Here is a 25339-nt window from a genome sequence, read left to right as displayed (position 1 = left end):
TCGTGGCGCAGTGGTCCCGGGGCGTACGCCTCGGGGTGGATGTCGGACAGGTCCGGGTCGGCGTGGCTCGGTCCGACCCACACGGCGTCCTGGCTACCCCGCTGGTCACCCTCGCCCGGGATCGCACCGCCGCGCCGGAGGCGGTCCCCAGCGACATGGCCGAGCTGGCCGCGTTGGTGACCGAACACGAGGCGGTCGAGGTGGTGGTTGGCCTGCCGGTGAATCTCGCCGGTCGGCAGGGCCCCGCCGCCGTACACGTGCAGACGTATGTCGGCCGTCTGGTCGAGGTGATTTCGCCTGTGCCGGTGACGCTCGCCGACGAGCGGATGTCGACGGTGGTGGCTAGCCGTAGGCTTGCTGAGCGTGGCGTTCGGGGCCGGCGGCAGCGCGCGGTGGTGGACCAGGCGGCCGCGGTGGAAATCCTGCAGAGCTGGCTCGATGCGCAGCGGAGGCGGATGAAATGATCGAGGAACTGGACCCCGGTTTTGATACCGATCGGGGAGAGAAGGGCCGGCATCGGCGCGGCTACGTGCGGAAGCGCCAGCGCGAACGCCAGCGCGGCTCGGGCGGCGGGCGCGGCAAGACCGTGCTGGCCCTGCTGCTTACCCTGACTCTACTCGGCGGCCTCGGTGGTGGCGCCTACTACGGCTTCGAACGGATCCAGGGCCTGCTCGGCACGCCAGACTACGACGGTTCCGGGACCGAGGCGGTGACGGTCGAGATCCCGGAGGGCGCCCCGATCGCCGCGATCGCGGTCACCCTCTACGAAGCCGGGGTGGTCAAGAGCACCAAGGCTTTCGTCAATGCGGCGGAGGACAACAGCCAGAGCAAGAACATCCAGCCCGGCCGGTACGAGTTGCGTAAGCAGATGAGTGGCGAGTACGCGGTGGCCGCGATGCTGGACCCGAAGAATCGGGTCGTGAACGGGCTCACTGTGCCCGAGGGGCGGACGGCGAAGAGCATCTACAAGCTGCTCGCCGAGGAGACCGAGATTCCGGCGGAGGAGTTCGAGGCGGCGGCGAAGGATCCGCTCGCGCTCGGTGTCCCGGAGTGGTGGTTCAAGCGGACCGATGACCGGAAGGTCGAGCCGTCGATCGAGGGTTTCCTCTTCCCCGACACCTACGAGCTTCCCCCGGATCCCACGGCGGAGTCGATTCTGGCGCTGATGGTGGAGCGGTTCCTCACCGTCGCCGAGGAGCTGGAGTTCGTCGACCGGGTGCAGAACGAACGCCAGATCGCGCCGTACGAGGCGCTGATCGTCGCGTCGCTCGCCCAAGCCGAGGCGGGTACTCCGGAGGACCTCGGCAAGGTCGCCCGGGTCGCCTACAACCGGGTCTACGGCGAATTCGACTGCAACTGCCTGGAGATGGATGTCACGGTCAACTACTACCTGGAGTTGACCGGCCAGGAGACCAAGACCTCGGCCGAGATGACCCAGGATGAGCTGCTCGACACCGACAGCCCGTACAGCCGCAAGCTCAGGGGCCTGATCCCCACGCCGATCAACAACCCGGGTCGGCTGGCGTTGGAGGGTGCTATGGACCCGCCGCCGGGAAAGTGGCTCTTCTTCGTCGCGATCAACAAGGAGGGGGAGTCCGCCTTCGCGGAAACCTACGAGGAGCAGCTGCGCAACGAGGCCAAGGCGAGGGAGGCGGGTGTCATCTGAGCGCAGGCGCGCGGCGGTGGTCGGCGCCCCGATCGCGCATTCCCTCTCCCCGGTGATCCACAACGCCGGCTACGCCGCGGTGGGCCTGGACGACTGGTCCTACACCCGCTTCGAGTGTGCCCAGGCGCAGCTGCCGGCTCTGGTCGCCGGCCTGGGCCCGGAGTGGGCGGGGCTATCGGTCACCATGCCGGGCAAGGAGACGGCGCTCGCGGTGGCCGCGACGGCGTCGCCGGTCGCGGCCGCTGTCGGCGCGGCCAACACCCTGGTACGTCGGCCGGACGGCTCCTGGTACGCGGACAACACCGATGTCGCCGGCATGGTGGAGGTGCTGACCGCGGCCGGGGTTGCCCCGGAGTCGACGCTGACGGTGCTCGGTGCCGGTGGTACCGCCCGGGCGGCGGTGGCCGCGGCGGCGGCGCTGCGGACCCGGACGGTGACCGTGGTGGCCCGGCGGAAGACCGCGATCGACGAGTTGCGTCCGGTCGCCGCGGCGGTGGGCGTGCCGCTGACCGGGGCTCCCTGGGCCGACGCGGTCGCGGCCTGCTCCGCCGACGTGGTGATCTCGACCGTGCCGGCCGGGGCCGCCGATCCGCTCGCCACGGCGGTGGCGTGGCGGCCCAGCACTGTGCTCTTTGACGCCCTCTACGACCCGTGGCCGACCCCGCTCGCGTCCGCGGCGCAGACCGCCGGCTGCCGGGTCTGCTCTGGTCTGGATTTGCTGCTGGCCCAGGCGGTCGGTCAGTTTGAGCAGTTCACCGGGGTGCCGGCGCCGCGGGCGGCGATGGCCGCCGCCCTCACGGCGGCTCGGGCTGGCTGACTCCCGTCGCGGCGACTCGTCCCGGGTCAGAGGCGACCCGGCGGTGCCGTGCGCCGAGCGTGGGAGGCCGGGCGTGGTCGGACCGCTGCGGCGGCGGGGCAATTGCCAACCAATCGGTGGATATCGCTGACCGGGTGGGGCAAGGCACGCTACGCGAGTCCTTGCCCTGTGGAGGTGTAGCGTGCCTGACTTCTCGCTTCGTTGGCAGATTTCGAATCGCCCTGTTTGGACGGCTGTGGTTTGCGCGGTAACCGTCGTCGCCGCGTTGCTCGTACCCACCGCGGCCGCGGCGACCGTCCCGCCGGTGCCCGAGACGCAGATCCTGGTGTCGAGCGATCCGGTTGACGAGACACCGCACGCCCGTGACGGTGAGGTCCGTGCCTTCGCGCAGATCGGCTCGACGGTGTACGTTGGGGGCACCTTCACGCAGATCCGACCGGACGCGACCGCGGGGTGGACCAACCGGCGCTACCTGTTCGGCTACGACAGGGCCACCGGGGCGATCTCGACGACCTTCCTGCCGGTGCTGGACGGCGCGGTGAACACCTTGATCGCCGGTCCGAACGACACGTTGATCGTTGGTGGGGCGTTCCGGAACGCCAACGGGGTGTCCCGGAAGAATCTGGTGGCGCTCGACCCGAGTACCGGCGCCACCGTCGCCAGCTGGGTGGGCCGCTCCGACGGTGGTGTCGTACGGGACATGGCGCTGCACGGCGATTGGCTCTACCTGGCGGGCGCCTTCAACTGGGTGAACGGCGCTCCGCACGCCGGGCTTGCCCGCCTGCACGCCGGTACGGGGGAGATCGATCCGACCTTCGCCGTCAACGCCACCGGGGGGCGACACGGCACCAGTTCGTATGTCTGGACCATCGACGTGTCCTCGGACGGGGAGACCCTGGTGGCCGGGGGCAACTTCACGGAGGTTGACGGCCTGTCGCGGAACCAGATGGTGTTGGTCGACCTTTCGGGCCCGCCAAGTGTCCTTGACTGGAGCACCGAGAAGTTCGCGCCGCCCTGCAACCACCCCGATGTTTTCACGCATTACGTACAGGATGTGAGGTTCGGTGGTGACGGCAGTTGGTTCGTCGTCGGCACCAACGGTGGATCAGGTTGGCCCGCCGCGTACTGCGACGCACTGGTGCGCTTCGAGACCGCGGCCCGTGGCGGCGATCAGCTCGCCACCTGGGCGAACTACACCGGTAGCGACACCATCACCTCGGTCGAGGTGGACAACAACGTCATCTATCTGGGTGGGCACTTCCGCTGGCTGAACAACGCGAACTCCCGCGACAGGGCCGGCGACGGTGCCATTGATCGGCTCGGGCTAGCTGCGGTCACCCCAGCCACCGGAATGCCGGTGAACTGGAATCCCCGGCGCAGCGGTGGCTCGGCGCTGCCCCCCGGCGCCACTCCGTGGGGCTCCACCGTGCCGGTGCTCTGGCGGGGCGACGACGGGCTCTACTTCGGGCACAACTCCGACGGAGTGGGGGGCGAATACCATGGCCGGCTCGGGATGTTCCCCCGCTCCGGTGGTCGGACGATCATCCCGAAGACCCCGTCCACCGCGACCAGCGGCAACCTCTACCTGGGCACCGGGGAGGGCGAGCTGGCCCGGATTCCGTTCGACGGCACCGGCATCGGCGCACCGACCACGGTCAGCCAGCCGAACTACACCGGCGCCGGGGCGACCTGGGGAATGGGTGACCGGATCTACTGGGCACACACCGTCGCCGGTTCCCCGACGGGCAGCCGGATCGACATCTCGATGTTCCCCGGGGGAGTTGTCGGTGCCCCGTGGAGGTCGTCCGGCTACAACGACTGGTTCGACGCGGCGGAGCTGACCGGCGCCTTCTTCCTCGGCGGTCGCCTCCACTACACCCGGGCCGACTCCGACGCCCTGCACTACCGGTACTTCGAGACGGATGGGAACTACCTCGGTGCCACCGAGTTCACGCTGCCCACCACCGGGGTCGACTGGTCGACGGTGCGGGGCATGGCCTGGGTGGACGGCAAGATCGTGTACGGGAACACCGACGGGAACCTGCGCGGCGTCCCCTTCCGGCCGGCGGTCGACCCGGTGGTGGACGGCGCGGAACGCGTCCTGCTCGTGACTTCGGGACCGGAGCTGACTTGGTCCACTCCACGACTGTTCTTCACCGTGCAGTAAGGCGACCGACGGTCGTCGATTATGGTGGGTGCTTCACGTTGGCTGACGGTGTTCTATGCCGTCGTCCCGGACGTGGGGAGGGGTCGTTGCGGGGCATCCGCCGTGGTATTGGGGTAAGAGCCGGGTTCGCGCTGAAGCGCGGCTGGTACCGGTTGCGCTATCCGGGGCTGAGCCTCGGCCGGGATGTGGAGATTCGTGGGCGGGTCCGGCTACGCCGTGGCGTGCGGGTGCGCATCGGTGACCGGACCCGGATCAACAAGCTGGTGCGGTTCGCTGGTCCGGGCGAGGTTCGAGTCGGCGCCGACTGTCTGCTGAGCGCGACCTGGGTCGGCGTCTGGACCTCGGTCACGATTGGGGACCGCTGCCTGTTGTCGAACTGTGAGGTGCGGGACAACGATTTCCACAATCTACGGCCCGAGGTGCGACACGACCCGCCCACCTCACGCACCCGAGCGCCGATCGTCCTTGAGGACAACGTCTGGATCGGCGCACACGCACTCGTACTGAAGGGTGTGCGGATCGGCCGGGACAGTGTCGTGGGTGCCGCCACGGTGGTGCGGACGGATGTCCCGCCCCGGGTGGTGGTTATCGGAAATCCGCAACAGACGGTGAAGAGTTTCGATGACTAACGCCGGTGGTGGCGGCTGGACCGCCGACGCCGCCGCCGGCGGGGGGACGCCGGGTCGAACGGTCACCCTGACCGACCTGCTCCGCGTGCCGCTGCACCGGATCCGGGTGCTGGCCGGTGCGGCCGTGCTCGGGCTGCTCGCCGCACTCGGCTACGTGCTGTTGGTGCCGAGCGCGGTGACCGCCGACGCCGTGGTGGCGGTCCGACCAGTGGTCACCGACGCCTTCACCCCGAGCGGCGCCTCCGCTGACCGCGCGGTGAACATGAACGTGGAGCGCGGCATCGCCACTGGGACCGAGGTGGTGCGGCGGCTGGTGGACGCCACCGGCCGGGACCAGCGTGACGTGCAGGACGCCCTCGAACTGGAGGTGCCGACTGGCGGCCAGATCCTGCGCTTCCGATTCACCGCGAACTCACTTCAGGAGGCGGTGGCGGGCGTCAACCTCGCCGCCGCGGCCTACCTCGACGTGCGCCGCACCATGTACGAGCAGCAGCGGGCGGACATCCTGCGCTCGTACGACGAGACCATCAGCGAGGTGCAGGCCCAGCAGGCGGCGTTGCAGCGTCGGATTGCCAGTGCTCGGGAGGGCGAGGCGGACGCGGCGGTGGCCGAGCTGTCCGGTGTGAACAGCCAACTGGTCCAGCTCGGCTCGGCCCGGACCGAGATCGCGGCGGTCGACGTCAACCCCGGCTGGGTCACCCGCGAGGCGGAGCCGGACCTAGTCTCCACCGGTGCTGACTGGCTCTTCCCCCTGCTCGCGGGACTCCTGGGCGGTGCGCTGCTCGGCGTCGTGCTGGCCTACGGGTGGGAGTCGGTGGACCGACGCATCCGGTCGGTTGACGACGGCCGGGACGCGACCGGCCTGACCCTGCTCGGTACCGCCCGCGGCCCGAAACCACGCAGCTCACCGCAGGCCGTGGACGCTGATATCCGGTACGTGGCGATGGCCATCGCTGGGCGGACTCGGGAACCGACCCGAATCGTGTTGTTGACCACCCGGGGGGATCAGTCCGCGATGAGCGCCGGGCTGGCGGTGGCGCTCGCCGGGACCGGTCGGGAGGTGTACCTCGCCGATGACACCGGTCGCCTGGGGGGGTTGCGTAGTGAGGTGCTGGCTAGTGTGGCGCGACTGCCGGCAACGGCGCACTTCGCCCGGCCGGTGGCGCCGCAGCCGCGCCAGGGCCGGCGGACGGCCCCCGTTGATGAGGTTACCGAGCCGATTGCCGTCCGGCGACCATCCCCGCGCCCGAACGCTGCGCCGCGCCCGAACGCTGCGCCGCGCCCGAACGCTGCGCCGCGCCCGAACGCTGCGCCGCACCCGACCGTTCTTCCCAGCCAGGCCACCGTCCACCGGGCGACCGGGACCGGTCACGGCGCTGCCACCAACCGCCCGGCCTCCGACGACCCGGATGGCACGATTTCGCTGCCCCGGATTGCATCCACCACGCCGAGCAGTGGAAAGAGCGCCGTCGCAGCGCCTGCCGACGCGGTTGTGGTGGGCGCCGGCACCATCCGGTTCGGCACCTGGGGACAGCGGGCCGCCAGCGGCTTGGTGCTGTTCAACGCCCCACCGACCGAGGCCGATGAGCGGGGCGTCGCGGCGGCCCGACAGGGCGTCGCGGTGGTGGTGGTCGAGCAGGACCAGACCCGGCAGAGCGAACTACGTCGGCTGGCGGAGCGGCTGCGAGCGGCCGGCGTGGTCCCGCTCGGCTTCGTCCTCACCCACCGCGGTCGGGGCTGACCGTGCCCGTGGGTGGGATCCCGGCGACGAGCGAGCCGGCCGGGGACGGGGCCGCCGACGTCCTAGCGCCGCCACCACAGCCCGCGCCGCCACCACTGCCACCACCGCTACGGCTACCGATCTGGCCGCTGGCGCTGATGTTCGGCCTGGTGCCGATCTGGTGGCTGGCCGGTGCGTTCTATCTGGGCTGGCCGTTGTTGGGTGCCGTGCTGCTGGCCCTGCTGCTGGTCCGGGGTCGGGTTCCGCTGCCGCCTGGCACCGGGGTCTGGCTGCTCTTCCTCGCCGTGGTCCTGGTCAGCGCCACCCGGCTGGGGTCGCCCAGTTCGGTGTTGACCTTTGGGCTACGGCTGGGGTTCTACGCCACCGCGCTGGTGGTCGGCGTCTACGTCTACGTGGTGGCCCGGGAGCGGGCCGGAGGCAGCGAGGTGCTCCTGCCCCTCTGCGCGTTCTGGCTCGGGTTGGTGGCGTTGGGCTGGCTCAGCGTGCTCGCCCCCCGGCTCGGCCTGACCACCCCGGTGGAGGTCCTGCTGCCCGATGCGATCGCCGCGGAACCATTCGTCCAAGACATGGTCCACCTCTCCACCGCCGAGTACAGCACCCGGTCACCGAACCCGGTCTACCGTCCCGCGGCGCCGTACGCGTACACCAACAACTACGGCAGCGCGTACGCGATGGTGTTGCCCGGTGTGATCGCGGTGATCATGCTGCGGCGGCGTGGGGTGCTGCGCTGGCTGCTGCTCGGGTCGTTGCCGCTGTCCCTGGCACCGGCTTTCCTCACCCTGAACCGAGTGATGTTCCTCAGCCTCGGTGTCGGCCTGCTGGTGCTTGGTGTCCGGGCCGGTTGGCGCGGCAACACCCGGGTCGCCACCTCGATTGTCGGGGTGGTGCTGGTGGGTCTTGTCGCCACCGTGTTCATTCCGGTCACCCAGCTGATCGGGGATCGGGTCGAGAACAGCGGCACCAACACCGACCGGCTCGCCCTCTACCGAGCGGTGCTCGGGCGGGTCGGTGAGTCGCCGTGGCTCGGCTACGGCGCTCCGGTGAACGTCGACACCGTCTCGGCCGAGGCGCCGATCGGCACCCAGGGGCAGTTGTGGATGGTGCTGTTCAGCCACGGGATCCCCGCCCTGCTGTGCTTTCTGGCCTGGTTCGTCGTGGCCGCCCTCCGCTGTGCCCGGGGGGTCTCCCCGGCGGGGCAGTGGCTGGCGATCATCCCGGTGGTGTGCCTGGTGCAGATCCCCTTCTACGGCATGGCCAACCAGAACCTCGCTGTCGCCTTCTACGCGGTCGCCTTCGCCATGGCACGCGCCGAGGGCGAACGGGCGCCACGGCACCGACCCCCGCTGGACCCCGGTCCGGCTGGCCCGGCACGAGGGCAGCCCCCGCGGCTGCCGACGACTCTTCGCCGGGTGGCCGCATGACCGCCGGCACCGCTCCCGCGGCGGCGTCCGGCCGCGCCGTCGGGCAGCCGGACGAGGCGGAGCACCGGGGCAGTGTGCGCAGCGGGGTCGCTGGGTTGCTCGGCGCGGCGACCAGCGGCCTCTTCGGCTTTCTTCTTGCGGTGGTGATCACCCGCGGCTACGGCCCCACCGGCTCCGGCGTCTTCTTCGCCGCGATCGGGGTGGTCACAGTGGCCACCGCCGTGTGCACGCTGGGTGCCGAGACCGGTCTGCTGTGGGCGCTGCCGCGCCGCCGTGCGGCCGGGGGGCCGGGGGAGGCCGCCCGGGTGCTGCCGGTGGCCCTACTCCCACCGTTGGCGGTTGCCGTGGTGGTCGCGCTGATCGGGTGCTTCGCCGCCGACTCCCTGGCACCCCGGGTGTTCGGCCCGGCCGCCGGGTCGCAGCTGCTGGCGGTGAGCTTCGCCGCCGTTCCGGTGGTTGTCCTCCTGACGCTGCTGCTCGCCGCCCTGCGGTGTGTGCGGCCGATTCGGGCGTACGTGTCGGTGCAGTTCTTCCTCCTGCCGGTGGCCCGACCGGTCCTGGTCGGCGTCGCGGTCCTGGTCGGCGGTGGCCTGGTGGCCGGCGTGTCCGCCTGGCTGGTTCCAGCTGCCCTGGCCCTGCTGGTCTGCCTGGCCCTGGTCGGGGGGCCGCTGCGCATCGGGCGGGGTGCCCGGCTCCGCCCCAGACCGCAGGACTGGTCAACCTTCTGGCGGTTCGCGCTGCCCCGAGCCGTCTCGGCCGCCATCGACGCCGGCAACCTGTGGATCGGGGTGCTGTTGACCTCGGCGCTCGCCGGGGCGGAGGAGGCCGGGGTGTTCGGTGCCGTCGGCCGGTACGTCCTCGCTGGCCAACTCGCCATCCAGGGGCTGCGGGTGACGGTTGCCCCCCGGCTGTCCCGGCTGCTCGGCGCGGGCCAGACGGCCCTCGCGGCGGCCGTGCACCGGCGGTTGACCACCTGGGGGTTGGTGCTCTCCTGGCCGGTGTACCTGCTGCTCGCTGTCTTCGGGATGGCCTTCCTGGAACTCTTCGGGCCGGGATTCACCGCCGGAGCCACCGCGCTGACCGTCCTCGCCCTGGCCATGCTGGTGCGCACGGGAGCGGGCAATGTGCAGAGCCTGCTGCTGATGGGGGGTCGCAGTGGCCTACACCTGGCCGCCACCCTGGGTGGGCTGCTGGTGACGGTCTCGCTCGGCCTGGTGTGGATTCCCGGGCATGGTGCCACCGGCGCAGCGATCGCCTGGGCCGCGGGCATCCTCACCGAGAACCTCACGGCCGGGACGTGCGCCTGGCTCGTGGTGCGGCACCCGCTGGTGGACCCGGCGATGCTACGCGCGGCGGCGATCACCGCCGCCGTGGTGGCCGCCGCCGCCGGAGTGGGGGTGCTGGTCGGCGGGCGGGGCATTCCCGGCCTGCTGGTGGCGGTGGCGGTGCTGGCGGTCGGTGGGGTCGGCACGTTGTCCCGAATCCGGCCCGTTGTCGGTGCGGTCCTGAGGCAACTCCGCGGCGCGGGGGCGGCCGTCCCGGCCGCCCCCGCCCCACCAGAGCAGAAGGACAGGTGAGGTCCGTCGTGTCGGCGATCCGAGACCGGGTGAAGTGGTTCGTGCCGAACCAGGTGACCGAGCGGGTGCGGGAGTCTCTCGTCGGCTACGGCGTGCAGACCAGTGACCGGCGGCCACTGCCAGATTTCCTGGTAATCGGCACCAAGCGGGGCGGTACCACGTCACTGTGGAACTATCTGGTCCAGCATCCGCTGGTGCCGCGGCTCTTCCCGGCCTGGAACACCAAGTCCACCCACTACTTCGAGGAGCACTGGCGGCGGGGCGAGGCGTGGTACCGGTCGCACTTCCCGACCCGGCGCCAGCGGGCGGCGCTACAGCGACGGCACGGCGGCCCGGCCCGGGCCGGTGAGGCCGCCCCGCTGTACATGTTCCATCCGCTCGCCGCCGAGCGGGTCGCCGCGTTGATGCCCTCGGTCAAGCTGGTGGTGCTGCTACGCGATCCGGTGCAGCGGGCCTACTCGCACTGGAAGGAGCGGCGTACGCACGGCATCGAGCCGCTGGACTTCGCCGCCGCCCTCGACGCCGAGCCGGAGCGTACCCGGGGGGAGCGGGAGCGGCTGGCGGCCGAGCCGGAGTACGTCAGCGAGGCGTACGACTGGTACACCTACCGGGCCCGGGGCCGCTACCTCGAACACCTTCAGCCGTGGCTGGACCGGTTCGACCGCACGCAGTTCCTCTTCCTGCGCAGCGAGGACCTCTATCGAGACGCCCGGTCGACGTACCGCCGTACCCTGTCCTTCCTCGGGCTGCCGGCGTACGACCTGGCGAGCTTCCGGGTCTACAACGACCGCCGCTCCGCGCCGCTGGACCCGGCACTTCAGGCGGAGCTGACGGCCTACTACCACCCCTACAACGAGGCGCTGCGGCAGCGGCTCGGAATCGCCCTCGACTGGCCGGGTGACGCCGGGTGACCGGGCGGGCCACGGCCTCCACCGACCCGCGGACCCGTACCGATGGGTTGGGTTGGGTCACCCGGGCGGTCTTCGGTGCCGAGCAGGTCGGGCTCACCATGGCCGGCCGGCCGCCGACCGGGCACCGGACGGTGGCGCGGTACGCGATCGTGCCCTCTGTTCGGCGGGCCCGGTTTCTGTTGCCGTTGGGCTCCCCGCGGGCGACGGCGGCGTCGCTGCTGGCGTACAACGCGCTGCGACCACCCCGGGTGCGGGCGGCGCGGGCGGTTCTCGGTGGGCTCGCCCGGCTCGGTGGGCTGGAACTTGCCCGGCTTCCGGTCCTGACCGTGTCGCTGCCCGACGCGGTCGCCGCGGAGGAGGCGTTGCTCAGCCACCGACTCGCCGCCGTGCTGGGCGGGGGAGCCGCGTACGCGGCGTGTGGGGTGCGACCGCCGGATCCGAACCACAAGCCGACCCTGCAACTGTTCGCCCCCAATGGCCGCCCGCTCGGCTTCGCAAAGATCGGCTGGAACGACGCCACCCGGGCCCTGGTGACCGCCGAGGCGGCGGCCCTGCGGGAACTCCCCGCGCTGGCCCGGGTGCCGGGCCACCCGGTGGCGCCGCGGCTGCTGGCCGAGCTCCGGTGGGCGGGGCGGTCCGTCGCGTTGGTGCAGCCACTGCCGCCGGCGGTCCGTGGGCTGTCCACCACCGCCGATCCCGAGGTCGCCGCGGTGCTCGCGGTGGCTCGCCGGGGCCGCCCGCCCGCCCAGCACCGGCCACTGGCCGGATCGAGCTTCCTGGCCCGGCTCACCCGGACCGCGCACCGGGCCGTCGCCACGATGTCGGCCGACACCCGGGCGGTCGTGGCGGCGGCGAGGCTCGCCTCGCGGCACGGGGAGACCCTGGTCGAGTTCGGGCACTGGCATGGCGACTGGGTCCCGTGGAACCTCGGTCGGCAGGCCGACCGGCTGGTCGCCTGGGACTGGGAGCACAGCGCCCCGGACGTCCCGCTCGGCTTCGACCTGGCCCACGACGCGTTTCAGCGGGCCCTGGTGCTGCGGGGTTCCTCCGCCGCCGCGGCGGCCGGCGCTGTTGACCTCCAACTCCGACGGTACGGCGACGCGCTCGGCCTGAACCAGGCCGGGCAGCGTCTGGTCGCTGACGCGTACCTGCTGGAGCTGTGGTTGCGGACCTGGCGCCTGGCCAACGCCGGGGCGGGCTGGAACCCCGCGCTACACCCCGCCCTGCTGGAGCTCCTAGCGCGGCGGGACCACCGGTGACAGACCGGTTTCCCGATGCCCCCACGGCGCGATACGTGGTCTGCTTTCGCAGGCCATCGGTCGATGCCGAAGTAGACCGAAGGAAGCGGACGGTGAGGCTCGTATGGAGATGTACCCCAGGGGTCGCGGTGATTCCCCGGTCCTGCTGCTCGTCGGATCGAGCGGTGGGCACCTGGCCCAGCTGCTGGCGCTGCGTTCCTGGTACGAGCGCTGGCGTCGCTGCTGGGTAACCTTCGACACCCCGGACGCACTGTCCCAGCTCGCGGGGGAAGAGCTCGTCGCGGCGCACCACCCGACCACCCGCAACATTCCCAATCTGGTGCGCAACGCGGTGCTGGCGGTACGGGTGCTGCGGCGGCATCGGGTCGCCGCGGTGGTGACGACCGGAGCCGGGGTCGCGGTGCCGTTCGTGGTCTTTGCCTGGCTGCGGCGAATTCCCACTGTCTACGTCGAGGTGTACGACCGGATCGACACCCCGACCCTGACCGCGCGCCTGTGCCGCCCGTTTCTCTCCGCGATGCTCGTGCAGTGGGAGGAGCAACGCCGGCACTACCCGGAGGCCACTGTGGTGGGGCCGCTGCTGTGAGCGGGTTCGAGTCCAGCCAAGCCCCCCGGCGCCGGAGCCGGTCTGGTGTCGGTCGGCTGCAGGTGTTGGTCATGGTCGGTACTGACAAGCACCCGTTTGACCGGCTGGTTGCCTGGCTTCGGGACTGGCATTCCACCGTCCCCGACCGCGTGGCCCTGACCGTCCAGCATGGGCACACCGGAGCGGCCGGAGTCCCCGGCGCCCTGGCCTTCCTGGGGCACGACGAGCTTCAGGCGGCGATCTCCACGGCCGACCTCGTGATCTGTCACGGCGGCCCGGCCACCATCCTGGAGGTTCGTCGGCACGGCCGGGTGCCGATCGTGGTACCCCGGGATCCGTCCCACGGCGAACACGTCGACGACCATCAGCTGCGGTTCGCACGTCGACTCGGGGCGGCGGGCCTGGTGGTGGTGTGCGAAACCCCAGCGGCGTTCGTGGCGACGCTCACCGCCGGCCTGGCCGAGCCGGCCCGGTTCGTCGTCCGGGCGGACCTCGATTCGGCCCGGGAACGGGAGGCCGCGGTGGTCCGGGTCGGGGAGACCGTGGAGAGCTTGGTGGTCGCGGCGAACGGCCGACGGGCCTGGTGGTGGCCGTGGTCCCGGTCGCCGTGGAGTGGAGCGCGAGGATGACCGCGCTGCCGCGGGCGACCGCACGGCCGAGGGTGAGTGCGGTGGTGCCCACCCGGGATCGCCCGGAGTTGCTGCGGGCCGCGGTCCGCGCCCTCCTCGACCAGGACTATCCGGGTGAGCTTGAGGTGATCGTCGTGTACGACCGTTCAACGCCGGATTCGACCCTGACCGAGCTGTCCCGACCGGGTCGGCCGGTCCGGGTCACCGAGAACGGCCGGACGCCGGGCCTCGCGGGTGCCCGCAACACCGGCACCCTGGCTGCCACCGGCGAGTTGATCGCTTTCTGCGACGACGACGACGAGTGGTTGCCCGGCAAGCTGTCGGCGCAGGTTGCGGCGCTCACCGCCCTCCCCGACGCGGAGTTCGTCTCGGGTGGCATCCGGGTGAGCTACGACGGACACACCGTCGACCGGTCGCTGTCCCGGGACCGGATCACGCTCGCCGACCTGTTGCGGGATCGGCTGACCGAGCTGCACCCGTCAACCTTCCTCTTCCGCGCCGCCGTGCTCCGCGACGGCTTCGGACTGGTCGACGAGGAGATTCCGGGCAGCTACGCCGAGGACTACGAGTTCCTGCTGCGGGCGGCCCGCCGGGCGCCGTTGGTCAACCTGCGCACCCCGCTGGTGCTGGTGCGTTGGCACAACCGGTCGTACTTCACGCAGCGCTGGGACACCATCTCGGTGGCGCTGCAGTGGCTGCTGGAACGCTACCCGGAGTTCGGCAGCCAGCCGGCCGGCGCGGCCCGGGTGGCGGGGCAGATCGCCTTCGCCCGCGCGGCCTCCGGTGACCGCCAGGGCGCGCTGCGCTGGGCCCGCCGTACCCTCCGCGGCAATCCCCGGGAGCCACGGGCGTACCTGGCGCTCGCGGTGGCGGGGCGGGTGGTCCGGGCGGACGCGGTGCTGCGCACGCTGCACAAGCGCGGCCGAGGCATCTAGGGCCGCAGACCACCCCATTCATCCGTACGAGCCGCGAGAGTAGCAATCCCGGCGGCGCAGCAGGTAAGGAGCCCGTTCGATGGCATTTCACTCGTTGAGATTTCGTTTGGTGGACTCACCTTCCTCGGTGGGTGCCAAACGGAGGGCGCGCCGGGCGGCCTGGCTCTCCGACACGTTTCCCGACCTCGCCGAGATGAATGTGCTTGATCTTGGTGGACGGGTGGAGAGCTGGGCGACGGTGCCGGTCCGACCCGCGCACGTGCACGTGGTGAATCTGGAGCCGTTGCCGACGGAGCTGCCAGCTTGGGCTGAGGCCGATCAGGCCGACGCCTGCGAACTGCCGAAGCGGTTTTTTGGCCGCCGGTACGACCTGGTGTTCAGCAACAGCGTCCTGGAGCATGTCGGCGGGTACGAACGTCGTCGTCGGATGGCGGAGGCGGTCCGTGAGCTGGCCCCGGCGTACTGGGTGCAGACCCCGTACCGGTACTTTCCGGTAGAGCCGCACTGGGTGGCTCCCGCCATGCAGTTCCTGCCGGTGTCGGCGCGGGTGGTGGTGGCGCGGAAATGGCCCCTGGCCTACACGCCGGGCAAGTCGTACGAGGCGGCCATGCGGCAGGTCCTGACGACCGAATTGATCGGTCGAGCGGAGCTGCGTTATCTCTTTCCGGACGCGGGTATCCGTAACGAGCGGCTACTGGGCCTCACCAAATCGTTGATTGCGATTCGAGGGTTGTCGTCGGCGTGACCGGCGCCTGTTTCGTCAGGGCCGGGAAGTTTGGGTCGTGGTGTTATCCGTGCAGCGCGGGAGTGACCAGAGAAAGCGCGACCTTATTTTGGGGTGGCTGTGGGGTGGGGTGAGCTAACCTATCCGGAGGTTGGTGCGTCAGCGGGCGTTCTTCCCTCTGGCTATCGACACGTCCATCGCATTGCATTTCTGGGTGCGGATGTTCAGGTCTTTGACCGGGCTGTTCAGGCCTTGCTTCGGTGGCGTATGCACCGGCGGGCTGGGATCAGCATTGATCGCCCAGAGCTGAGACCGGAGCCGGGGGTGGACTTTCGGCTGAGGGTCGGGTGGCGAGGGCTGCTGGTGCAGGCTCCCTGCCGTATTGTCTTCACGATTGACGAAAAAGATCGTGCTGGATTTGCCTACGGTACGCTCTCGGGGCATCCGGAGTGTGGCGAGGAGGCGTTTCTGGTACGTCGGGACGGGGCTGGGCGGTCATTTTTCGAGGTGCGAGCCTTCTCGCGGCCGGATTCGTTGACTGCTCGAATAGCTGGGCCGCTGGGGCGGTTCGCGCAGGATGTCATAACGTCGAGATACCTTGGCGCGATGCGGTCCCTGTCCCGGGCTGCCTGACCGGCTCCCACCTCCGGCGACCCCTCCCGACGGGTCGGGAGCGGCCTACGGCGGCTGAGCGCCGTCGCCGGGGTGTTCTCGGCGATCGGCCGAGGCCGCCCGCAGTCGTTCTGACCACTGGGGGGTCATCGCCGGGTCGAAGATCCGGGCGACCAGGACGTCGGTTGACGAGTGCGCCAGGATCGACAGGACGACGGTCAGCGCCACCAGGTGGAACACCTCGTCACCCGCGGTGATCCCGGCCTGGAGCACGAGCAGGCCGTAGACCACCGAGGCGAAACCCTTCGGGCCGAACCACATGGCGGCGAACTGCTCGGTGCGGCTCAGCTTCGAACCGAGGAACGACACCGCGAGCGCGAGTGGGCGGGCCACCACGATGGCCAACACCGCGAAGAGCCAGCCGGTCCAGTTGATTTCACTGAGGAACTTCACCGAGATCAGGGCGCCGAACACCAGCAGGGCGGCGAGCTTGAACAGCTCGGCGACCAGCTCGCCGAAGTGTTCGAAGCTCTCCCGCTGTCGCTCGCCGAAGGTGGCCACGGTGATGCCGGCGGCGAACGCGGCGAGGAACAGGTTGGCGTGGGTGATCAGCCCCAGCGCGAGGACCAGCAGGCCGATCGCCACACCGTTGAGGGGCTCGTACTGGGTGGAGGCGGAGAAGTACCGCCCCTTCTCCAGCCGCAGGGCGAGCCATGGCACCGCCACCCCGATCACCAGGCCCAGGAGCAGCTCGATGCCCAACTCGTCGAGGTGCAGGTCGTCGGAGCCCTCCACGACCGCCAGGAAGAGGATGACGAACGGCAGTGCGAGGCCGTCGTTGATGCCGGACTCGACGTTGAGCAGGTGCCGCAGTCGGCGCGGGACGCCCACGTTGCCGACCAGGGCGGCGGCGAAGACCGGGTCGGTGGGGGCGAGGACCGCCCCGATCAGCAGCGCCTCGGGCCAGTCGAGTCCGGCCACGTAGTGCGCCAACACGGCGGTGATCAGGAGGGTCAGCGGCAGGCCCCAGCCGAGCGCCCGCCCGGGCAGCCGCCACGCCGCGCGTAGGTCGGCGAAGCCGACTCGCATGCCGTCGGTGAAGAGCACGGTGAAGAGCGCCAGCTCCGCGAGCCCGGCGACGAGCTCGCTGTCGGCGGTGATCTCCAGGACACCGGTGGTGTCCGGGCCGAGCAGGACGCCGGCGAGGAGGAAGACCACGGCCGTGGAGAGGATGCTGCGGTGCGCGAGGCTGGACAGCAGGACGGCCAGCAGCAGCACGGCTGCGAACGCGAGGAGCAGCACCGGGGCCTCCGGGTGGGTCGAAACCACGTCGTCGCCGACCAGACTTCCGGGAGGCCGCCATGATCGTACGGATTCGCTGCCAACGGGGTGATCGTGACCGTCCCGCGGACAGTTGTGTCCGCAGGGCGGGACGGGCCGGGTGTGGCACCTGGCGCCCACCGGGCGTGCCAGACTGGCCGTTGTGTTGCGCTGGTTAACTGCAGGGGAATCACACGGTCCCGCCCTGGTCGCGTTGCTTGAAGGGGTCCCGGCCGGGGTCGAGGTGACCACCGAGGAGATCGCCGGAGAGCTGGCCCGGCGTCGCCTCGGCTACGGCCGTGGTGCCCGGATGGCGTTCGAACAGGACGAGATCGAGGTCATCGGTGGGCTGCGGCACGGGGTGACCCTGGGCAGCCCGGTGGCGATCCGGGTCGGCAACTCCGAGTGGCCCAAGTGGCGCACGGTGATGGCCGCCGACCCGGTTGACCCGGCGGAGCTGGCCGGGCAGGCCCGTAACACGCCGCTGACCCGTCCCCGACCGGGGCACGCCGACCTGGCCGGCATGCAGAAGTACGGGCACACCGACGCCCGCCCGATCCTCGAACGGGCCAGCGCCCGGGAGACGGCGGCCCGGGTCGCCGTCGGTACCGTCGCCAAGGCCCTGCTCCGGCAGTCGCTGGGCATCGAGGTCGTCTCGCACGTCGTGGAGCTGGGGTCGGTCGCGACGACACCGGGGCTGCGACCCAGCCCGGCCGACGCCGAGCGGATCGACGCGGATCCGCTGCGCTGTCTGGACCCGGAGGCGAGCCGCCGGATGGTCGCTGAGGTCGACGCCGCGAAGAAGGACGCCGACACGCTCGGCGGCGTGGTCGAGGTGCTGGCGTACGGGGTGCCCCCGGGGCTCGGCAGCCACGTGCAGTGGGACCGGAAGCTGGACGCCCGGCTGGCCACCGCGCTGATGTCCATTCAGGCGATCAAGGGGGTGGAGATCGGCGACGGCTGGCAGCAGGCGCGTTCCCGGGGCTCCGTCGCACACGACGAGATCATTCCCACCGCGACCGGGGTCCGGCGAGTCACCGACCGGGCCGGCGGCCTGGAGGGGGGCATCACCACCGGTGAGCCGCTGCGGGTGCGGGCCGCGATGAAGCCGATCTCCTCCCTGAACCGCGCGCTGTCGACGGTCGATGTCACCTCCGGTGAGCCCGCCACCGCGATCAACCAACGCTCGGACGTGTGCGCGGTGCCGGCCGCGGGGGTCGTCGCCGAGGCGATGGTGGCGCTGGTGCTGGCCGAGGCGGCGGTGGAGAAGTTCGGCGGCGACTCGGTGGCCGAGCAGCGCCGCAACCTCGCCGGCTACCTCGAAGCGCTGGTTGTCCGCTGATGGCGCCGGTCTGTGTGTTGGTGGGCCCGCCCGGCTCGGGCAAGACCACCGTCGGGCGAGCCCTCGCCGAGCTGCTCGGGGTGGAGTTCCGGGACACCGACCTGGACATCGAGGCGACGGCGGGCAAGCCGATCTCGGAGATTTTCATCGACGAGGGGGAGGCGCACTTCCGTAACCTCGAACGGGCGGCGGTGGCGACGGCGCTCGCGGGTGCCACCGGGGTGCTCGCCCTCGGCGGCGGTGCGGTGCTTGCCGAACAGACCCGGGCCGCGCTGACCGGCCACACCGTCGTGTACCTGTCGGTGGAGCTGCCCGACGCGGTACGCCGGGTCGGGCTGGGTGCGGGGCGACCCCTGCTCGCGGTCAACCCGCGGGCCACCCTCAAACACCTGCTGGAGCAGCGCCGGCCGCACTACGCGGCGGTGGCGACGGCGACGGTGGTAACCGACGGCCGGACGCCGGAGCAGCTCGCGTCCGAGGTCGCCACGCTACTGCCCGCCTGACGGGCGCCGGGGCCGACCGGGCGGCCAACGGTTCCGGGTCTGGTCCAGTTCCGAGTCCGAGTCCGAGTCCGGTACTGGCCCAGTACCGGGTCCTGGCCCAGTACCGGGTCCGGTTCTGGTTCCGCGCCCCGGGACACCTTCGACCGTCGCCGCCACCGGTACGGCCGGCTCGGTTAGGCTGCGCGCGATGGACGAGATTACCCGGATCGCGGTTGGCGGTGACCAGCCGTACGACGTGTTGGTGGGGCGCGACCTGCCGGACCTGCCGCGGTTGCTGCCGGGCGCACATCGGCTGGCCGTGCTGTACGCGTCGCCGCTGCAGGGCCGGGCCGAGCAGCTGGCGGAGCGGACCCGGGCGGCCGGGGTGACGCCGCTGCTGGTCGAGGTGCCGGACGCGGAGGCGGGCAAGCACATCGACGTCGCCGCCACCTGTTGGGAACGGCTCGGTGCGGCGGGCTTCACCCGTGCCGACGCCGTCGTCGGGGTGGGCGGCGGCGCGGTTACCGACCTGGCGGGTTTCGTCGCGGCCTGCTGGCTGCGCGGGGTGCGCTGGGTGCCGGTGGCGACGTCGCTGCTGGGCATGGTGGACGCGGCGGTAGGCGGCAAGACCGGCATCAATACCTCCGCCGGCAAGAACCTGGTCGGCGCGTTCCACCCGCCAGCCGGGGTGATCTGTGACCTGACGGCGCTGGACAGCCTCGCTCCGGTCGACCTGGCCGCGGGAATGGCCGAGGTGGTCAAGTGTGGCTTCATCGCCGACCCGGTGATTCTTGAGCTGGTCGAGCGGGAGCCCGCCGTCGCCGTCGACCCGGCGGGGCCGGTGCTCCGGGAGCTGGTCGAGCGGGCGATTCGGGTCAAGGCGCAGGTCGTCGCGGGTGACCTTCGCGAGTCGGGGGCCCGGGAGATACTCAACTACGGGCACACCCTGGCGCACGCCATCGAGAAGGTGGAGGGCTACCGCTGGCGGCACGGCCACGCGGTCGCGGTGGGGCTGGTCTACGCGGCGACCCTGGCCCAGCTCGAAGGCCGGCTGGACGCGCAGACCGCGCAGCGGCACCGGGCGATGCTGGGCGCGCTCGGCCTGCCCACCGGATATCGGGCGGAGGCCTGGCCGGACCTGCTCGCCACGATGCGGGTGGACAAGAAGGCGCGGGGCAGCATCCTGCGCTTCGTAGTGTTGGCCGGGCTCGCCCACCCGACGATTCTCGAGGCGCCCTCCGACGAGTTGCTGCACGCCGCCTACCAGGAGATCGCCGAATGAGGGTGTACGTGCTCAACGGGCCCAATCTGGGCCGCCTGGGCACCCGGCAACCGGAGGTCTACGGCACCACCACCCACGCCGACCTGGTCGAGCTGTGCCAGCAGACCGGGCGGGAGCTGGGGCTGGAGGTGGTCGTCCGGCAGACCGACGCCGAGCACGAGCTGCTCGGCTGGCTGCACGAGGCTGCTGACCTGGGCGCTTGCGTGGTGCTCAATCCCGCCGCCTGGTCGCACTACTCGATCGCGGTGCGGGACGCCTGCGCCCTGCTGCGCGCCCCGTTGGTCGAGGTGCACCTCTCCAACATTCATGCCCGGGAGGCGTTCCGGCACCACTCGGTGGTCTCGGCGGTGGCGACCGGGGTGATCTGTGGGCTGGGCGTGGACGGCTACCGCCTGGCTCTGCACCACCTGGCGGCCCAGGCCCGCTGATCGCCGGTGGGGCCGCGGCCTGCTCGGGCGAGCCTGCCCAAACACGGCCTAGTAGACTTGCCGGGTCTGTCCGCCACCTTATGATCAAGGCAGGAAATGGCCACCACCAACGACCTGAAAAACGGCATGGTACTCAACCTCGACGGTGAGCTCTGGGCCGTCGTCGAGTTCCAGCACGTCAAGCCCGGAAAGGGTGGTGCGTTCGTGCGTACCACGCTGAAGAACGTGCTCTCCGGCAAGGTGGTCGACAAGACCTTCAATGCGGGCACCAAGGTCGAGACCGCGACCGTTGACAAGCGTACGATGCAGTACCTGTACGCCGACGGCGAGGACTTCGTCTTCATGGACCTGGAGACGTTCGACCAGATCAATGTGCTCGGTGACACGGTCGGCGAGGCTGCGAACTACCTGCTCCCCGAGGCCGAGGCGACGGTCGCCACCCACGAGGGGGTGCCGCTCTACGTGGAGCTGCCGACCAGTGTGGTGCTCGAGATCACATACACCGAGCCGGGGCTCCAGGGAGACCGTTCGACCGGCGGCAGCAAGCCGGCCACGGTCGAGACCGGCGCGACCGTGCAGGTGCCGCTCTTCATCACCACCGGCGAGAAGATCAAGGTCGACACCCGCGACGGCCGTTACCTCGGCCGTGCCTGATGGCCGAGGGGCCCAAGCAGCAGATGCCGGCGCGTCGCAAGGCGCGCAAACGGGCGCTGGACGTGCTCTTCGAGGCGGACCTGCGGGGCCGTCCACCGGTTGAGGTTCTCGCCGGCTACGTGGAGCGGATCGAGAAGCCCCGACCGGAGCATCTGGGATACGCGGTTAGCTTGGTTGAGGGGGTCGCTGCCCACCTGGACCGGGTTGACGAGCTGATCGCCAGCTACGCCGAGGGGTGGACGCTGGACCGGATGCCGACCGTTGATCGGAACCTCGCCCGGATCGCGGTCTACGAGCTGCTCTACGTGGACGAGATCGACGACGCGGTGGCGATCAGCGAGGCGGTGGAGCTGGCCCGGCAGATGTCGACCGACGATTCACCGCGGTTCCTCAACGGCATTCTCGGCCGGATCGCGGAGTACGCTACCCGGTAGCCGCCGCCCCGGGGCGCTGGCTCGAAAGCGAGCTGGCCGCGAGCGCGACCGGATAGGCAAAAGGGCCCGTGCCGACCGGCACGGGCCCTTTTCGGGTGGCGCTACTCAGGAGGCGAAGAACGCCCGCGGGTCGGCGACGAGGACGCCGTGCTCGTTCAGCCGCTCGATCAGGCCAGACGGCGAGGCGTCGTAGACGATCGCCAGGGCGCGCAGGTCGTCGGCGCGGATCGACAGCACCCGGCCGTTGTAGTCGCCGCGCTGCTGCTGGATCGCGCGGGCGTACCGGGCGACGTAGGCGAGGTCCTCCGAGGCCTCGTCGTAGAGCCGCTCGAGGTCCAGCACGATCTTGCTGGTGGGCTCGTGGCGGACGCCACTGCCGTCGGGCAGCAGCTCGGAGACGGGAACACGGTAGAAGTCGGCCAGCTCGGCGAGGCGGGACACGGTGACGGCTCGGTCGCCGCGTTCGTACGAGCCAACCACGACGGCCTTCCACCGTCCGTTGGACTTTTCCTCTACGCCCTGCAGGGACAGGCCCTGCTGCTGGCGAATGGAGCGCAGGCGGGCGCCCAGCGACTTGGCGTACTCAGAGGGCATTCGGACACTCCCAGTGCTGCTCGGGGTTCTCCCGTCGATCGCTACGGAGCGTGACGGTACGGGGATTGGGACAGCCGGTCAAGTGGTCGTGGACATTCCCGGTTCATCCTGGGTGAGTTGTCCCGGTTTTGCCGTTCTGTCGCCGGGCCCTCGGCCGGCGACGGTCGAGACGGTGACCACTGGTAACGTTGCCCGAAGCCCCGGTCCGGTCCGTTCGCGGTCCGCGCCGGTCACTCCGACATCCTTTAACGACCCGTCCCGTGAGGCGGGGAAGGAGGTCCGCCGTGGCGTACCCACCGGCTGCCCACTCACCGACCACCCGACAACCCTCGGTGAAGGTGATACTCACCAGCGCCGACGTGCAGCGCGTGGTGGACCGCATCGCCCACCAGATCCTTGAGAAGACCCAGGGCGCCCGACAGACCGTCTTGCTCGGAATCCCCACCCGGGGCGTACCGCTCGCCCGGCGGCTCGCCGCCCGGATCAGCGCCTTCGAGGGGGTGGATGTCCCGGTCGGCGTGCTCGACATCACCCTCTACCGGGACGATCTGCGTCAGCACGGCACCCGCGCCGTCGGCCCCACCGACGTTCCCGCCGGCGGCATCGACGGCCGGCGGGTCGTCCTCGTCGACGATGTCCTCTTCTCCGGCCGGACCGTGCGGGCGGCACTCGACGCCCTGAACGACGTCGGCCGGCCAGCCTCGGTCCAACTCGCCGTCCTGGTCGATCGCGGCCACCGGGAACTGCCCATCAGGGCCGACTACGTGGGTAAGAACATCCCGACCGCCCTCGCGGAGAGTGTCCGGGTCACCCTGGCCGAGCCCGACGGCGTGGACGAGGTCCGGCTCTACGGCGGTGACCGGTGAGCCCGCGGTGCGCGGTGCCGCGCCGCCCGTTGGTCGCGGCCGGAAGGGAGCTCGGCGCATGATCCGTCACCTGCTCTCCTGCGCCGACCTGGACGCTGGCACCGCCCTTGAGATCCTGGACACCGCCGCCGAGATGGCGACCGTGGCCGGGCGGGAGGTCAAGAAGCTGCCAGCGCTGCGCGGCCGGACCGTGGTGAACCTCTTCTACGAGGACTCCACCCGGACCCGGATCTCCTTCGAGGCCGCCGCCAAGCGGCTCAGTGCCGACGTGATCAACTTTTCGGTCAAGGGGTCCAGCGTCGCCAAGGGCGAGAGCCTCAAGGACACCGCGCTCACCCTCCAGGCGATGGGCGCGGACGCCGTCGTCGTCCGGCACCCCGCCTCCGGCGCCCCGTACCAGCTGGCCGACTGGGTTGACGGCTCGGTCGTCAACGCCGGCGACGGGACGCACGAGCACCCCACCCAGGCGCTACTCGACGCGTACACGATGCGTTCCCGGCTGGGTCGGCTCGCCGGTCTGTCGGTGGCGGTGGTCGGTGACGTGCTGCACAGCCGGGTGGCGCGCTCCAACGTCCTGCTGCTCTCCACCCTCGGCGCCAAGGTCACCCTGGTCGGCCCACCCCCGCTGATCCCGGTGGACATCGCCGCGGCCCTCGCGCCCGGCGCCGCCGTCTGCTACGACCTGGACTCGGTGCTGCCGCAGTCGGACGTGGTCATGATGCTGCGCGTGCAGCGGGAACGCATGAACGACTCCTACTTTCCCTCCGCCCGTGAGTACGCCCGCCGTTACGGCCTGGACGGCTCGCGGATGCGGCGGCTGCCGGAGCACGCGATCGTGATGCACCCCGGCCCGATGAATCGGGGCATGGAGATCACCTCGGAGGTGGCCGACTCGCCCCGCTCCACCATTGTCGAACAGGTCGCCAACGGCGTCTCCGTCCGGATGGCCGTCCTCTACCTGCTGCTCGGAGGGAACAACCGGTGACCGCCTATCTGATCACCAATGTGAGCGTCCTCGGCGCCACGCCGACCGACCTGCTGATCCGCGAGGGCGTCGTGGCCGAGACCGGCGTGGGGCTGACGGCCCCCGGCGCGGTCACGGTTGACGGCACCGGCCTGGTTGCGCTGCCCGGCCTGGTGGACCTGCACACCCATCTGCGCGAGCCCGGCCGGGAAGACGCCGAGACCGTCGAGACCGGCTCCCGGGCCGCGGCGCTCGGCGGCTACACGGCGGTCTGCGCGATGGCGAACACCTCCCCGGTCGCCGACACCGCCGGGGTGGTCGAGCAGGTCTGGCGGCTGGGCCGGGAGGCCGGGCTGGTGGACGTGCAGCCGATCGGGGCGGTCACCGTCGGGCTGGCCGGCGAGCGTCTGGCCGAGTTGGGCGCGATGGCCGACTCCGCCGCCCGGGTCCGGATCTTCTCCGACGACGGACACTGCGTCGCCGACCCGCGGTTGATGCGCCGGGCCCTGGAGTACGTGAAGGCGTTCGACGGCATCGTCGCCCAGCACGCCGAGGAGCCGCGGCTCACCGAGGGCGCCCAGATGCACGAGGGGGAGATCTCCACCCGGCTCGGCCTGACGGGCTGGCCGGCGGTCGCCGAGGAGGCGATCATCGCCCGGGACGTGCTGCTCGCCGAGCACGTGGGGAGCCGCCTGCACATCTGCCACGTCTCCACCGCCGGCAGCGTCGACGTGCTGCGGCAGGCCAAGGCCCGCGGCGTTCAGGTCACCGCCGAGGTCACCCCGCACCACCTGTTGTTGACCGACGAAAAGGCCGTCACCTACGACCCGGTCTACAAGGTCAATCCGCCGCTGCGGACGGCCGCCGATGTCGCCGCGCTGCGCACCGCGTTGGCCGAGGGGGTGGTGGACATCGTCGCCACCGACCACGCCCCGCACGCCGTGGAGGACAAGGAGTGCGAGTGGGCGTATGCCCGGCCGGGAATGCTCGGCCTGGAGACGGCGCTCTCCATCACGCTGGACGTGCTCGGCCCGCGGTGGGACCTCATCGCCGAGCGGATGTCCCGCACCCCCGCTCGGATCGCTGGCCTCACCGAACACGGCCACGACCCGGCGCCGGGGGCACCGGCGAACCTGACTCTGGTGGATCCGGCGGCGCGTCGCGTCATCGAGCCGACCGAGTTGGCCAGCCGCAGCCGCAACACCCCGTACGCCCGCATGACGCTGCCGGGTCGCATCGTGGCGACCTTCCTGCGCGGCGAGGCGACGGTTCTGGACGGAAAGGCAGTGAAGTGATTCG

At 71.1% G+C, this 25339-nt stretch carries 26 protein-coding genes; 24 read left to right on the top strand and 2 right to left on the bottom strand.

The genetic code is table 11. The features are described 5' to 3' along the window. Positions 1-2: 2 nt before the first annotated feature. The 15 genes from ruvX (at position 3) to B118_RS29995 (ending at position 15695) form a co-directional block, all read left to right on the top strand. On the top strand, positions 3-464 hold the full coding sequence (gene ruvX / locus B118_RS0108000; protein WP_018220194.1) for a Holliday junction resolvase RuvX: 462 nt from the start codon (positions 3-5) through the stop codon (positions 462-464). After that, positions 461-1666, top strand: a complete 1206-nt coding sequence (gene mltG / locus B118_RS0107995) for an endolytic transglycosylase MltG (protein WP_018220193.1) — start codon at positions 461-463, stop codon at positions 1664-1666. The genes ruvX and mltG overlap by 4 nt, the downstream gene beginning before the upstream one ends. Beyond that, positions 1656-2483, top strand: a complete 828-nt coding sequence (locus B118_RS0107990; RefSeq protein WP_026270488.1) for a shikimate dehydrogenase — start codon at positions 1656-1658, stop codon at positions 2481-2483. The genes mltG and B118_RS0107990 overlap by 11 nt, the downstream gene beginning before the upstream one ends. A gap of 235 nt (positions 2484-2718) precedes the next feature. Then, entirely contained in the window at positions 2719-4650 is a 1932-nt protein-coding gene (locus tag B118_RS0107985; protein WP_028192619.1) for a hypothetical protein, read from the top strand. Positions 4651-4736: 86 nt separating this feature from the next. Continuing rightward, positions 4737-5279 carry an acyltransferase gene (locus B118_RS0107980; RefSeq protein WP_026185246.1) on the top strand — a complete coding sequence of 181 codons (543 nt, stop codon included), beginning with the start codon at positions 4737-4739 and terminating at the stop codon, positions 5277-5279. Then, positions 5272-7020, top strand: a complete 1749-nt coding sequence (locus tag B118_RS0107975) for a hypothetical protein (RefSeq protein WP_028192618.1) — start codon at positions 5272-5274, stop codon at positions 7018-7020. Before B118_RS0107980 ends, B118_RS0107975 begins: the two co-directional genes overlap by 8 nt. An 8-nt stretch (positions 7021-7028) precedes the next feature. Then, positions 7029-8441 carry an O-antigen ligase family protein gene (locus B118_RS0107970; RefSeq protein WP_018220188.1) on the top strand — a complete coding sequence of 471 codons (1413 nt, stop codon included), beginning with the start codon at positions 7029-7031 and terminating at the stop codon, positions 8439-8441. After that, positions 8438-10018, top strand: a complete 1581-nt coding sequence (locus tag B118_RS0107965) for a lipopolysaccharide biosynthesis protein (protein ID WP_028192617.1) — start codon at positions 8438-8440, stop codon at positions 10016-10018. The genes B118_RS0107970 and B118_RS0107965 overlap by 4 nt, the downstream gene beginning before the upstream one ends. An 8-nt stretch (positions 10019-10026) precedes the next feature. Further along, positions 10027-10929, top strand: a complete 903-nt coding sequence (locus B118_RS0107960; RefSeq protein WP_018220186.1) for a sulfotransferase domain-containing protein — start codon at positions 10027-10029, stop codon at positions 10927-10929. Then, a complete protein-coding gene (locus B118_RS0107955) occupies positions 10926-12188 on the top strand; it encodes a hypothetical protein (RefSeq protein WP_028192616.1) in 1263 nt (420 codons plus the stop codon). The genes B118_RS0107960 and B118_RS0107955 overlap by 4 nt, the downstream gene beginning before the upstream one ends. Positions 12189-12291: 103 nt before the next feature. Further along, complete coding sequence (locus B118_RS0107950) at positions 12292-12774, top strand: glycosyltransferase family protein (RefSeq protein ID WP_018220184.1); 483 nt, start codon at positions 12292-12294, stop codon at positions 12772-12774. 62 nt (positions 12775-12836) lie between these two features. Beyond that, positions 12837-13403 (top strand): glycosyltransferase, encoded by a 567-nt coding sequence (locus B118_RS0107945; protein ID WP_420329451.1) that lies wholly within the window; start codon positions 12837-12839, stop codon positions 13401-13403. After that, a complete protein-coding gene (locus B118_RS0107940) occupies positions 13400-14338 on the top strand; it encodes a glycosyltransferase family 2 protein (protein WP_050573238.1) in 939 nt (312 codons plus the stop codon). Before B118_RS0107945 ends, B118_RS0107940 begins: the two co-directional genes overlap by 4 nt. Positions 14339-14417: 79 nt before the next feature. Continuing rightward, entirely contained in the window at positions 14418-15083 is a 666-nt protein-coding gene (locus B118_RS0107935) for a class I SAM-dependent methyltransferase (RefSeq protein ID WP_026270491.1), read from the top strand. A gap of 93 nt (positions 15084-15176) precedes the next feature. Further along, positions 15177-15695 (top strand): DUF1990 domain-containing protein, encoded by a 519-nt coding sequence (locus B118_RS29995; RefSeq protein ID WP_332308165.1) that lies wholly within the window; start codon positions 15177-15179, stop codon positions 15693-15695. A gap of 45 nt (positions 15696-15740) precedes the next feature. On the opposite strand, the gene B118_RS0107930 is transcribed toward B118_RS29995, so the two are convergent. Further along, complete coding sequence (locus B118_RS0107930) at positions 15741-17003, bottom strand: cation:proton antiporter (RefSeq protein WP_028192615.1); 1263 nt, start codon at positions 17001-17003, stop codon at positions 15741-15743. A 154-nt stretch (positions 17004-17157) separates the two neighbouring features. On the opposite strand from B118_RS0107930, the gene aroC reads away from it, so the two are divergent. From aroC to nusB, 6 genes are all read left to right on the top strand, one after another. Next, positions 17158-18336 (top strand): chorismate synthase, encoded by a 1179-nt coding sequence (gene aroC / locus B118_RS0107925; protein WP_026185243.1) that lies wholly within the window; start codon positions 17158-17160, stop codon positions 18334-18336. Beyond that, entirely contained in the window at positions 18336-18839 is a 504-nt protein-coding gene (locus tag B118_RS0107920) for a shikimate kinase (RefSeq protein ID WP_018220178.1), read from the top strand. Before aroC ends, B118_RS0107920 begins: the two co-directional genes overlap by 1 nt. 187 nt (positions 18840-19026) lie before the next feature. After that, positions 19027-20100 carry a 3-dehydroquinate synthase gene (aroB, locus tag B118_RS0107915; RefSeq protein WP_018220177.1) on the top strand — a complete coding sequence of 358 codons (1074 nt, stop codon included), beginning with the start codon at positions 19027-19029 and terminating at the stop codon, positions 20098-20100. Further along, positions 20097-20528 (top strand): type II 3-dehydroquinate dehydratase, encoded by a 432-nt coding sequence (gene aroQ, locus B118_RS0107910; protein WP_018220176.1) that lies wholly within the window; start codon positions 20097-20099, stop codon positions 20526-20528. Before aroB ends, aroQ begins: the two co-directional genes overlap by 4 nt. Positions 20529-20624: 96 nt before the next feature. Next, complete coding sequence (gene efp, locus B118_RS0107905; protein ID WP_011905742.1) at positions 20625-21182, top strand: elongation factor P; 558 nt, start codon at positions 20625-20627, stop codon at positions 21180-21182. A gap of 23 nt (positions 21183-21205) precedes the next feature. Further along, entirely contained in the window at positions 21206-21616 is a 411-nt protein-coding gene (gene nusB, locus B118_RS0107900) for a transcription antitermination factor NusB (protein WP_202902325.1), read from the top strand. 105 nt (positions 21617-21721) lie between these two features. On the opposite strand, the gene bldD is transcribed toward nusB, so the two are convergent. After that, positions 21722-22210, bottom strand: a complete 489-nt coding sequence (bldD, locus tag B118_RS0107895) for a transcriptional regulator BldD (protein WP_011905744.1) — start codon at positions 22208-22210, stop codon at positions 21722-21724. Positions 22211-22494: 284 nt separating this feature from the next. Here bldD and pyrR point away from each other — a divergent pair, with 284 nt between their 5' ends. The 3 genes from pyrR to B118_RS0107880 are packed head-to-tail and all read left to right on the top strand — an operon-like array spanning position 22495 to position 25335. Beyond that, on the top strand, positions 22495-23076 hold the full coding sequence (pyrR, locus tag B118_RS0107890; protein ID WP_018220174.1) for a bifunctional pyr operon transcriptional regulator/uracil phosphoribosyltransferase PyrR: 582 nt from the start codon (positions 22495-22497) through the stop codon (positions 23074-23076). A gap of 58 nt (positions 23077-23134) precedes the next feature. Then, positions 23135-24061, top strand: a complete 927-nt coding sequence (locus tag B118_RS0107885) for an aspartate carbamoyltransferase catalytic subunit (protein WP_018810405.1) — start codon at positions 23135-23137, stop codon at positions 24059-24061. Continuing rightward, a complete protein-coding gene (locus B118_RS0107880) occupies positions 24058-25335 on the top strand; it encodes a dihydroorotase (RefSeq protein ID WP_018220172.1) in 1278 nt (425 codons plus the stop codon). Before B118_RS0107885 ends, B118_RS0107880 begins: the two co-directional genes overlap by 4 nt. Positions 25336-25339 lie beyond the last annotated feature (4 nt).

It is taken from the genome of Salinispora pacifica CNR114 (assembly GCF_000514775.1).
Lineage (GTDB): Bacteria > Actinomycetota > Actinomycetes > Mycobacteriales > Micromonosporaceae > Micromonospora > Micromonospora pacifica.
Note: the sequence above shows the minus strand (reverse complement) of the source record. Positions and strands in the feature narration are given on the sequence as shown.